Below are 9,415 nucleotides of genomic sequence, written 5' to 3'. Positions count from 1 at the left end.
GGGATCTAGTCCCACGGGTGCGACGTTCTACCCCGACTACCGTAATAATAAAACCTTATAAAAAAAGGTCAACCAGTAATTTCTGGCTAACCTTATATTACGAACAGGTGCAAGAAGAAAATAAACAACCATCGGTTATCATATTTACCTTTGGAAACCTGAATGTTATTTGTTCATTTGCTACACAGGTATGGTAAAGTAATAAGGTAAGAGAATAATAGAATCTGCGTTGGCAGGAGAGGTTCGAAATTCCATCCCTCTATAAAAAACTAAGGAGCTGGGACAGCATCTACTTAGTGCTGTCTTTTTTTATTTGGATGGATATAAGCTCCCAAAGATACAAAATAAAAGAAGGAGTGATGATTCGTGATGCAACAGATTTATCCCGTTACAGAACATCCCTATGCATATGAACTAAATAAGGACTTTCAGTTTGCTGCTGCTCATTATGTACCCCACAGAGATGCTGGTAAATGTCAAAATATGCATGGGCACACCTATTTTACAAATATCACCATTGCTGGAGACGAACTGGATCACACAGGTTTTTTGGTTGATTTTAAACATATTAAAGATTTAATCCATAAGCGTTTTGATCACCGTATTATGAATGAAGATACGATATTCTCTGACCAAGACGCTGAATATTTTCCTACAACAGAAGTAGTTGCTCGGACGATTTATGAAATCATTCAGGCACATCTGGACCTCCTACCGAATAAGCCGATTTGTGTTCAGGTATATTTAAGGGAAACGCCTACGAGCTATTGTATTTACCGACCAAAGGAGAATAAATCATGAGAAAAATACCTGTTCTTGAAATATTTGGTCCAACCATTCAAGGAGAAGGAATGGTCATTGGCCAAAAAACGATGTTTGTCAGAACGGCTGGCTGTGATTATTCCTGCTCGTGGTGTGATTCGAAATTTACCTGGGACGGTTCAGAAAAGGAATCGATTCAAATGATGGAACCACAAGAAATAGTGGATAAGTTATGGGAAATGGGAGGTGGACGATTTAAGCATGTTACCATCTCTGGGGGAAACCCAGGATTACTGTCTCAATTGGATGGATTGGTAGATTTACTACATGAAAATCAGGTGAAGGTTGCATTGGAAACACAAGGCAGCAGATGGCAAGAGTGGTTTGCAAAGATAGATGATTTAACCATTTCACCTAAGCCGCCAAGCTCAGGAATGACTACGAACTTCGAAACATTGGATTTTATCATCCGTTCCTTAAAGGAAAAACAACAGGGTGACTTCAGTCTAAAGGTGGTCATCTTTGGGAAAGAAGATTTACAATATGCAGTGAATCTCCATAAAAGGTATACAGATGTAGCATTGTTTCTGCAAGTGGGGAATGATGATTTGGAAACAGAAGAACAGGAGAAATTGGTCCCATACCTGCTTGAAAAATATGAACGATTGGTCGATCTTGTCATGGATCATGAAGTATTAAACGATGTTCGGGTGTTGCCACAGCTTCATACTTATTTGTGGGGGAATAAACGTGGGGTTTGATATAACACTATAGCTTTTTATTTAGTAATTCAGACTACGTATTATTGATCTTCAACAGGCGAGTGCGTCAATTCGGGAAGGATTAACGCGCTTTCGTATAGTTGTACTAACGGGGCAGATTAGGTAAGAAAAATTGGTGACTTTCTATGATGTTCAATTTATATTGCAGAGTATTGCAAAAACTATTAGGAGTATGCTACAGTAATAATAAACAGAATACTTAAACAGGTGACATGAGTGAGATAACTTATGTTGGTGTCCATAATGGTTAATAACAGTAATGTTGCACAGTGCCTCCAATCTTATTGGGGGCATTTTTTACTTTTCGAAGGAGAGTGAAAATTTGCTATTAAAGAATGATGAAACAAACTTGTTTGAAGATGTACATGCTCATGTTAAAGAAAGTGCTGAAGAGTTAGGGTCAAGTGGCGGTGCTCTATTTATTATCCATAATGACAAAATCGTAACAGAGTCTTATTTTGGTAAACAGTCACATTCTAAACTCGCTCGAGATGTTCAAGCAGATACTCAATTCCACATTGCCTCTGTAAGAAAGGCTTATATTGGTTTTGCTGCTGCTTATGCTGCTTATAACGGCTACTTTTCCATTGATGATCCGATTCGACAGTATGTTAAAGACTCTCATTTATCCTCATATGAAGGTGTGACCATTCGTCACTTATTAACTCACACACATGGACTTAGAATAGTCGATGGTAAATTAATAAGTGAATATAAACCCGGTGAATCATGGGCATATAGAGGCCCTAGTATTGACTTGTTGACAACAATTATCCAAAAAACAACGGGACAGTCCGTTGCTGAAATTGTAAAAGAGCAGGTCTTTGAGCCACTAGGATTTCAATCGTCAGAATGGATTAAGATGAGTCAGCCTCATTCAAAAACCGCAGGCATTATCCGAGATGCAGATAACCCCTTCTGGACCGAGACGGATGTAGTAGATGGTTCTGGAATGAACATGTATGTGTCTGCCAAAGAACTTGCCTTGTGGGGATACCTTCATTTAAAAGAGGGGAAATGGGAAGGAAGACAGCTTGTTCCTAAAGAAATCATTCAAATGGCATCATCCATTCAGACTCCTAATCCGAGACTTCCTATACAAACAAATGGTTTTTTATGGTTTGTTAAGGACTCTAACCATAACTTTAACCAAATAGGTAATAAGGTTCCAAAAGGTTCTTACCAATTACTCGGCTACACAAATGTAGCTCTGCTTGTCATTCCAGAAGAAAACATAGTAGCAGTAAGAATGTTCAACCGTTATGGTTCATCAGAAGGATTCGATTACCTCACCAACATTCGGGCTTTTGGAGATATTGTATATGAATGTTCCACAAAGAAGAATGGGAGGAAATAGATTTATATGTATATAACATCGATGATTCATGGGTGAGTTAATGGGTAGGTTAGTGTAAGAACTTAATGTTGTTTAAAGATGAAACATTTTAATCAGAATGCAGAACTATAGTAGAGATTAAATTTACAATAATAATAGCTCAAGGAGGAGAATTTAACTAAACAGCTAATAGAAAATTATCTTTTATTGCACTAAACGGGTACGATTGTAAATCAAGGAGGTCATAATTGATCGTCTTTTTCTGCCCATACTTTTGATTTTAATATTGAAGCGACAGATTTTAAGCTAAAGGGGCAGGTTTGTGGAATGAGACCAATTTATTTTTTTAGGGGGATTTTATGATAGGAATTGCATCAGTAATTGGATTTTATTTATCACCAATTTTAAGTATTGTTTTCTGTGCCAACCTTGTATCTATTTTAAAGAAGATCAAAAACAATGAGGATACTTATAAAAATACATTTTGGTTAACACTTTCATTTACAATAATTGTTTGGAATTTTAGCATGCTTTTGTTGATATAGTGCTTATTTAACAAACGGGTGCAAGGGTTAAATAAGCCGCAGCTGGCAGTAGTAAAACTCGAGTGGAGATAGAGTAAAAAAAAGTTTGTTTTAAAATAATCCTTTTCATATTTACGCAATTCTCATTATGTAGTTTTACTATTGGGAGAATCCTTTACCTCATTCATTTTATATTTCTTACTTATTCTAAAAAGAAGATGTTTCGGGAGTTAACTAGTTAGTTATAAACTTCAACGTAAGCCCGTAATTAAACAACGCATACAAGAAACCAGCACATCCTGCTAAGATAGAAATATCAATTGAAGGAGGTGCTTTTCTATGCCACATGAAGAACTGATCATCGTCCCCGTAACACTCCATCCTGAAAAGAAAGAATTTCCGGTAGCGATTCCGCTAGAATCTCCGGGAGCACCAGCCCCTGTTTGTACGGTGAAATCAGGCAGCCTTGAACTTTCCTTCTTTAACGGTGTGGACGAGCATATCATTCAAACCGTGATAAGGGAGTTGAAAAATGGATGAGGCAAGACTACACAGCCGTCAAAAATATTTATATCGTTTGTGGTAAAACGGATATGAGAAAGGGAATTGACGGACTAGCTACGTTCGTTCAAGATCATTTCGAGCTAGATCCATAACCAATGCACAGAATAAAGCATTAACGAAACAGGTCGAAGTATTTACCGAGCAAGTTCGCCACTTAACGAAGCTATTATGTGGCTCAAAAACGGAGCAATCAAAATACAATTTGCCCGATGGGCAAACGTCTTTATTCGATGAAGATGACGACGATTCTTTTAACTGTTCTGAGCACACAGAAGAACAAAGCCAACAGAAGATCATATACACTGTTGAACGTAAAGCAAAGAATAGAAAGCGCAATGATTTTCTGGCGGATGATCTTGAAGCAGAAGTTATTCATCATCACCCGGAAGATACGACGTGCGATTGTTGCCAGCAAGCCATGACGGAAATGGGCAGCACGGTTGTCCGAGAAGAAGCGGTGTTTATTCCGGCAACGATGAAGAAAATCCAACATGTCGAGCACGCTTATGAATGTAAAAGTTGTAAAGGAGATACCTCTCAACGTGCACAGATTAAAAGAGGCCAAGCACCACTGGCGCCTATTCAGCGTAGCCTGACAAGTCCTAGTGTTCTAGCAAAAGTAATCTATGATAAATTTATCCAATACCTTCCTCTTTACCGCCAGGTAAAAGAATGGGAGCGATGTGGTTTATTTACGAACGATAAAAACTTATCGAACTGGGTGATTCGAACCGCTCAGGATTGGTTGCTTCCTGTGTACGAGCGAATGAAGGATATGATGATGAATAAATCCATTCTTCATGTGGATGAAACATACGCAAAAATCATTCATCGTTCCGATGGGAAGCAGGGAAATACCAATGCTTATAATTGGGGGTTTCGGAGCGTCCTTAGTCAAGGACCAGTGATTGTTCTTTTCCAAAGTGCATTGTCTCGTGCGCGCTCAGTTTAGAAGGGTTTTTAAACAACTTTAAGGGAACGATTATCTGTGACGGCTATTCGGCATACGACAAAATCCCGGATGTTTCCTTCTCAAACTGTTGGGCACACGTCCGGCGGTATTGGCTGAAAGCGGACAGTAAAAACGGCAGGATTGGTGTGAATTATTGCGTTGAACTTTACCGCTTAGAAAGGGAATTTAAACATTTATCCCCGAGCAGGCGAAGAAAAAGACGTCAGAAATATTCGAAGCCAATCGTCGATGCATTCTTCCAATGGATTGAAGAGTCTCCCTTTTTCGGAAATAACGCGATAGGTAAAGCAGCTACATACACACTAAAACTAGAAGATGGCCTTCGTGCCTTTCTCTACGACGGACGCCTTGAAATGGATAATAATCCAGCCGAAAATGCGATACGACCTAGTGTGATTGGTAGAAAAAATTGGATGCATTCCGTCAGCGAAGCTGGTGCCAAGGCCAATGCGATCTGTTTGAGCATGGCAGAAACAGCAAAAGCCAACGGTATAGATTTCTATCAATATTTGGTGAGATTACTAACGGATCTACCGAATCTGGATATCCATCGAACACCAGAAATATTGAATCAATACATGCCTTGGTCGAAAAAAATTCAAGCAACATGTGCAAAAATATAAAATAACCGTAAATCTGTCTAAAAAATCACAGATTCACGGTTATTTGTCGTTCCTGTTTTTAATTACCATTACTTTTACTACAATATTTACTTAGTTCGGGCTTACACTTCAACTAACGGATGCGATAATTCAAGAAGGATTATCGCTTTTTCTGTTGAAGTTATAGTAATGACTGGCCATTTTAGTTAAATGAAAATCACAAAAGTAATGAACATATTACTTTAAAACAAGATTAACGGGGGTTTATATGCGAAAAATTTATCTGGACAGAACAGCATTCTCTGGAGCCGTATTTATTAATTTAGAAGATACTGAGGTTATATCAGCAGGAACAACCATTAATCAAATGGGTGTTCATAATAGAAATGAGGAGTATCAAAGATACGCTAACGATTATGATATTCAATTTATCTTTGAAGATGATATTCCCAATCTAGAGTTTTTTACGGTTCCCCATGTAGATATTATCGCAAAAGATAGTAGAGGTGGATTCATTGGAATTATTTATCAGCAGTGTGATTCGGAAAGTGAGGCACCGATTTGTTATATCAATAGGGATTTAGAGTGCTTTATAATTTCTAAAAACGTAGAAGAATTTCGGAGTAATATAGGAACATGGCAAGACAACATGAAACTCTATGAGAAAATTACCGTTTATCGTTCGAAAGCAGAAGCAGAAGCTGAACTAGAATTTATCGATTTGTCGGATATTCTTCCATGATTATAAATTCTTATTGAACTAACGGCTGCAATGATTTAATAAGATGATCCGAGTAGGACTGCCTTTTTTATGAAATCGAGTTTTGTTGTTGGCATATTATAAGTCTAAGTAGGTAGGTGATTATTGTGAAGGTAGCACTTATTTATATTGGGTATTTCCTTGCCCTTATTATTCTTTCTTTCATATCTTTTTTTACAGTATTTGGTGCAGGCCTTGGTGGAGGAATTGACTCAATTGCTTTATTTATTCCTTTTGTTTTAAGTGTATTTTGGAATGTTGCCTACGTATGGCAATTTCTTAGGATAAGTTTAAATAAGGCACCATCCATTCATCCGACTAAAAATTGGGCATTTATCAGTTTGTTCCTTTCAGGAATTTTTATAGTGTATAGTTTATTTCTAACAACGCTGTTGATCCCAGTGGGATTCAAATAACGATTTTCGGCATGGTTGGATTACCATTCCAAGATTTAGTAGGAGCTTGGATCGTATATCAACAAGCCATTAATGATGAAATTGGATTAAGAATTAACTTCTTGCAATAATTCTAATTTCATAGATAAAGGAGCTTGCATAATAATCAAGCTCCATATGCCGATTCCAGTTACTTCAAGAAGCACTATTTCTTTTATAATTAAAACTTATAACCAGTCCTCCATACAAACTACCTTTTTAGCATCTGCATCTAAATGGACTATTTTGCCGATAGCTAATGGATGCATCGGATGGGTGTGACATGTATCAAATTCGGCCAATATTGGAATGTTTTTTCCATCTAACTGTTCGATCAATAAATCCAAGGGGTGTTTCCCTGTACCTAAATCATCGTAACGTTCATGTTTGCCTAGTATGATGCCAGCAACTATTTCAAAAACACCATGCATTTTAAGCATAGCGAAGTTTTTCTCTACAACGGAAGCATCTTTCGTACAATCTTCAATTAATAATATGTCGCCATGATGGATCTCTGGAAAATAGGGCGAACCAATAAATCCGTACATTGCATTTATATTGCCACCGATTAACCTACCCTCGGCTACTCCTCCTTGACCAGTTACCCACTCATTACGATAAAGTTGTTTCTCCGTTGTTTTTTCAAGCCAATTTACTGCCTCATCAGACCAGAAGGGAGGCATCGGTACTTCGTATGGAATCCTCGTTTCCTCCATGAAATATTGCTTAAAATAGCGATATGTATCATTTACAAGGGGCTCAAATTCGCCAAAAGAGGGGATGAGAGCAGGACCATAGTAAGTTGTAATGCCTGTTTTTGCATAAAGTGCGAATAAGATAGCAGTGGCATCAGAATATCCAACAACTAACTTCGGGTTTTTCTTAAATGCTTCATAATCAATATATGGCAATAAACTATTTGAGTTTGTGCCGCCAATAGTAGACATAATCATTTTAATATCTGGGTTGCGTAATAATTTATTTAGTTCCTCTGCACGTGCTTTAGGTGTGCCTGAACGATACACTTCTGATTGTCCTGTCAATTCTCCTTCTACAATAATAAAACCTTTCTCTTCCATAAAAGCTTTGGCACGCTGATAACGCTGTTTAGCTGTAACAGTGCCAGGGGTAGAGGGGCTGAATATCCCAATCTTATCTCCTATTTTTAAACGTAAAGTCATGATATTTAACCTTCTTTCTAATCTCTTCCTTCTGATAGGATCGCACTCCATAGCGATAGAATAATCTTTGTGATTAAGTTCTTGCTCTTAGACTTTAAGCAGTACTTTCCCTTCATAATTACGGCTTTCAATTAATTCATGCGCTTTTGCGGCATCACTTAAATTAAATATTTGTGCTATCGGCAGGGTAATTTGTTTTGACTCAAATATTTCAATAACTCTTTTTGCAACCGGTGCTAATCGTTCTGGATTATGTTTTCTCGTTGTGCCTAAGCTAAAACCTTTAATATTTCTACAACTACTATGAACATCACTTGTTTTAAAAGTGCCAGCCCTACCACTACTATTACCAAATTGTACAAGTGTGCCATAGAATGCTAGGCAGTCTAAACTCATCCTTGTAACATCACCAGCAACTGAATCGAAGATAATATTTGCACCTTGATTATTTGTTTGTTTTAAAACTTCCTCAACAAAAGTTTCATACGTGCAGACAACGTCAGCTCCTAAATTCTTTACATAATTTTCTTTCTCGATATTGCCAACAGTTCCAATAATTTTTTGAACTCCTGATAACTTCGCTAATTGTACAAGCATCGAACCAACACCGCCAGCAGCACTATGTATAACAATGGTGTCTGTATTTTTTATTTGTCCAATTTCATGTAAGAGAATATACGACAAAATAGATACGGTAGGCATTGCTGCTGCCTGTTCAAATGATAGACTGTCTGGAATCTTAAAAACCAATTTTTCATTTGCAACCACATATTCTGCATAGGAACCATTTTTAGGAAAAGCGATTACGCGATCTCCTATTGAAAAAGGCGAATTAGCATTAGCTTCTACAATGGTCCCTGCAGCGTCCAAACCCAATATTAGTGGGAAATTTCCTTTTCCTTTATTTCCGTTACGTGCTTTTATATCTGCATAATTCACACTCGTATATGCTACTTTTATTAAACATTCTTTATCTCCTATTTTCGGTATTTCAACATCAGAATAGGAAAGTACACTTGCATCGTCAAACTTATTTTGAACAATAGCTTTCATACTTAATTCTCCTTTCTACAAAAGTGTCTAAATTGATCCTGTTTAACTAAACTGCTCATAAAACATGAGGTGTTTACTATTGTTTAACAATAGCACCAGATATCTAATTACAATTACTCTAATTAAAAACCCAAGAATTATGAGCCCAACGCTTGTTCATTTCTCCTTTTCAACATCACAATTCCTGTATTTAAAAAGAATAGAATAGAGACCAAATCCATTTTAGCTACTTTCAAGAGCAGTATATAATTCTTTTAAAAGTTCGTCTTTAATAATTGGTTTCATTACTAAATCGAGTTCTTTTATACTTTTATAAATATCGCTATATTTACGATCAAACGTAAACCCGTAATCAAACAACGCATACAAAAATGAAGCACCTCTTGCTAAGATAGAAATATCAATTGAAGGAGGTGCTTTTCTATGCCACATGAAGAACTAATC

Annotated in this window: 10 protein-coding genes, 1 pseudogene and 1 riboswitch; of the genes and pseudogenes, 9 read left to right on the top strand and 2 right to left on the bottom strand. The window is 37.1% G+C overall.

Annotated elements, in window-relative coordinates:
* From ACFSBH_RS13300 to ACFSBH_RS13245, 9 genes and pseudogenes are all read left to right on the top strand, one after another.
* The coding region (locus ACFSBH_RS13300; protein ID WP_379597970.1) for a hypothetical protein at nucleotides 1–197 on the top strand (197 nt) is incomplete at its 5' end.
* Nucleotides 198–232: 35 nt separating this feature from the next.
* Nucleotides 233–279: riboswitch (PreQ1 riboswitch) on the top strand.
* 87 nt (nucleotides 280–366) lie between these two features.
* Entirely contained in the window at nucleotides 367–801 is a 435-nt protein-coding gene (queD, locus tag ACFSBH_RS13295; RefSeq protein WP_379597968.1) for a 6-carboxytetrahydropterin synthase QueD, read from the top strand.
* Nucleotides 795–1,523: a 7-carboxy-7-deazaguanine synthase QueE gene (gene queE, locus ACFSBH_RS13290; RefSeq protein WP_379597974.1), complete on the top strand. Its 729-nt coding sequence runs from the start codon at nucleotides 795–797 to the stop codon at nucleotides 1,521–1,523. The genes queD and queE overlap by 7 nt, the downstream gene beginning before the upstream one ends.
* Before the next feature lie 343 nt (nucleotides 1,524–1,866).
* Entirely contained in the window at nucleotides 1,867–2,901 is a 1,035-nt protein-coding gene (locus tag ACFSBH_RS13285) for a serine hydrolase domain-containing protein (RefSeq protein WP_379597966.1), read from the top strand.
* An 842-nt stretch (nucleotides 2,902–3,743) separates the two neighbouring features.
* Complete coding sequence (locus ACFSBH_RS13280) at nucleotides 3,744–3,944, top strand: hypothetical protein (protein WP_379597964.1); 201 nt, start codon at nucleotides 3,744–3,746, stop codon at nucleotides 3,942–3,944.
* Nucleotides 3,941–4,060, top strand: a complete 120-nt coding sequence (gene tnpB / locus ACFSBH_RS13275; protein ID WP_379597962.1) for an IS66 family insertion sequence element accessory protein TnpB — start codon at nucleotides 3,941–3,943, stop codon at nucleotides 4,058–4,060. Before ACFSBH_RS13280 ends, tnpB begins: the two co-directional genes overlap by 4 nt.
* Nucleotides 4,057–5,564 (top strand): annotated as a pseudogene (tnpC, locus tag ACFSBH_RS21405) (IS66 family transposase). Before tnpB ends, tnpC begins: the two are co-directional and overlap by 4 nt.
* Nucleotides 5,565–5,811: 247 nt before the next feature.
* Entirely contained in the window at nucleotides 5,812–6,285 is a 474-nt protein-coding gene (locus ACFSBH_RS13250) for a hypothetical protein (RefSeq protein ID WP_379597956.1), read from the top strand.
* Between the two features lie 125 nt (nucleotides 6,286–6,410).
* Nucleotides 6,411–6,719, top strand: coding sequence for a hypothetical protein (locus ACFSBH_RS13245; RefSeq protein ID WP_379597954.1), 309 nt, complete (start codon nucleotides 6,411–6,413; stop codon nucleotides 6,717–6,719).
* 206 nt (nucleotides 6,720–6,925) lie between these two features.
* Here ACFSBH_RS13245 and ACFSBH_RS13240 read toward each other — a convergent pair whose 3' ends face one another.
* Together ACFSBH_RS13240 and ACFSBH_RS13235 are read right to left on the bottom strand one after the other, a co-directional pair.
* The gene (locus ACFSBH_RS13240; RefSeq protein WP_379597952.1) at nucleotides 6,926–7,918 is read right to left on the bottom strand and encodes a S66 family peptidase; all 993 of its coding nucleotides are present in this window, start codon (nucleotides 7,916–7,918) and stop codon (nucleotides 6,926–6,928) included.
* An 87-nt stretch (nucleotides 7,919–8,005) separates the two neighbouring features.
* Nucleotides 8,006–8,971, bottom strand: coding sequence for a quinone oxidoreductase family protein (locus tag ACFSBH_RS13235; RefSeq protein WP_379597950.1), 966 nt, complete (start codon nucleotides 8,969–8,971; stop codon nucleotides 8,006–8,008).
* Between the last annotated feature and the right edge of the window lie 444 nt (nucleotides 8,972–9,415).

Origin of the sequence: Oceanobacillus luteolus (assembly GCF_042678205.1) — a bacterium.
In the GTDB taxonomy this organism is placed as follows: Bacteria; Bacillota; Bacilli; order Bacillales; family Amphibacillaceae; genus Oceanobacillus; species Oceanobacillus luteolus.
The sequence above is the reverse complement of the archived record's forward strand: the minus strand, read 5'-3'. Positions and strand labels throughout refer to the sequence as shown.

What these genes read in the sequence shown, in the direction of transcription:
- ACFSBH_RS13280 (WP_379597964.1), top strand. Translation starts at nt 3,744, where the DNA reads ATGCCACATGAAGAACTGATCATCGTCCCCGTAACACTCCATCCTGAA.
- tnpB (WP_379597962.1), top strand. Translation starts at nt 3,941, where the DNA reads ATGAGGCAAGACTACACAGCCGTCAAAAATATTTATATCGTTTGTGGT.
- ACFSBH_RS13250 (WP_379597956.1), top strand. Translation starts at nt 5,812, where the DNA reads ATGCGAAAAATTTATCTGGACAGAACAGCATTCTCTGGAGCCGTATTT.
- ACFSBH_RS13240 (WP_379597952.1), bottom strand. Translation starts at nt 7,918, where the DNA reads ATGACTTTACGTTTAAAAATAGGAGATAAGATTGGGATATTCAGCCCC.
- ACFSBH_RS13235 (WP_379597950.1), bottom strand. Translation starts at nt 8,971, where the DNA reads ATGAAAGCTATTGTTCAAAATAAGTTTGACGATGCAAGTGTACTTTCC.